1 pseudogene is annotated in these 540 nt (G+C 45.4%); it reads right to left on the reverse strand.

From position 1 onward, the window contains the following. Positions 1 to 540: pseudogene (locus WR49_RS20740) on the reverse strand (IS3-like element ISVch4 family transposase); the annotation flags it as partial.

Raw genomic sequence — 540 nt, forward strand, 5'->3', positions numbered from 1 at the left:
TGGCCACGGTTTTAGAGTTTTCCCAATATAATCGTTCTGATTCGTTGGGAGTTAGACCACCGTTATACTGATGTGGTCTGAGTTGGCTGTAATATCCAATGATGTAGCGAGTGATCTCTTGTTGAGCCTCAGCAAAGCTACGATAACCCACCGTTGGCACCCATTCCGTTTTCAGACTTCTAAAGAAGCGCTCCATCGGCGCATTATCCCAGCAGTTTCCTCGACGAGATAAACTCTGCTTTATTTGAAAGCGCCACAGTAATTGGCGGTATTTACGACTGGTATAGTGACTACCTTGATCGCTGTGGAACATGACACCTTTAGGCTTTCCACGAGACTCATAAGCCATCGAAAGAGCTTTGCCTGTTAGTCTAGAATCAGGTGATAACGACATCGACCAACCAATCACTTTACGGGCAAAAAGATCGATAACAACCGCTAAATACATCCACCGATTACCTGTCCAAATATACGTAACATCACCAGCCCAAACTTCATTTGGCGCGGTAACCGCAAACTGGCGACCTAAGTGATTTGGAA

Origin of the sequence: Vibrio sp. ECSMB14106, assembly GCF_000972265.1 — a bacterium.
GTDB lineage: Bacteria > Pseudomonadota > Gammaproteobacteria > Enterobacterales > Vibrionaceae > Vibrio > Vibrio kanaloae.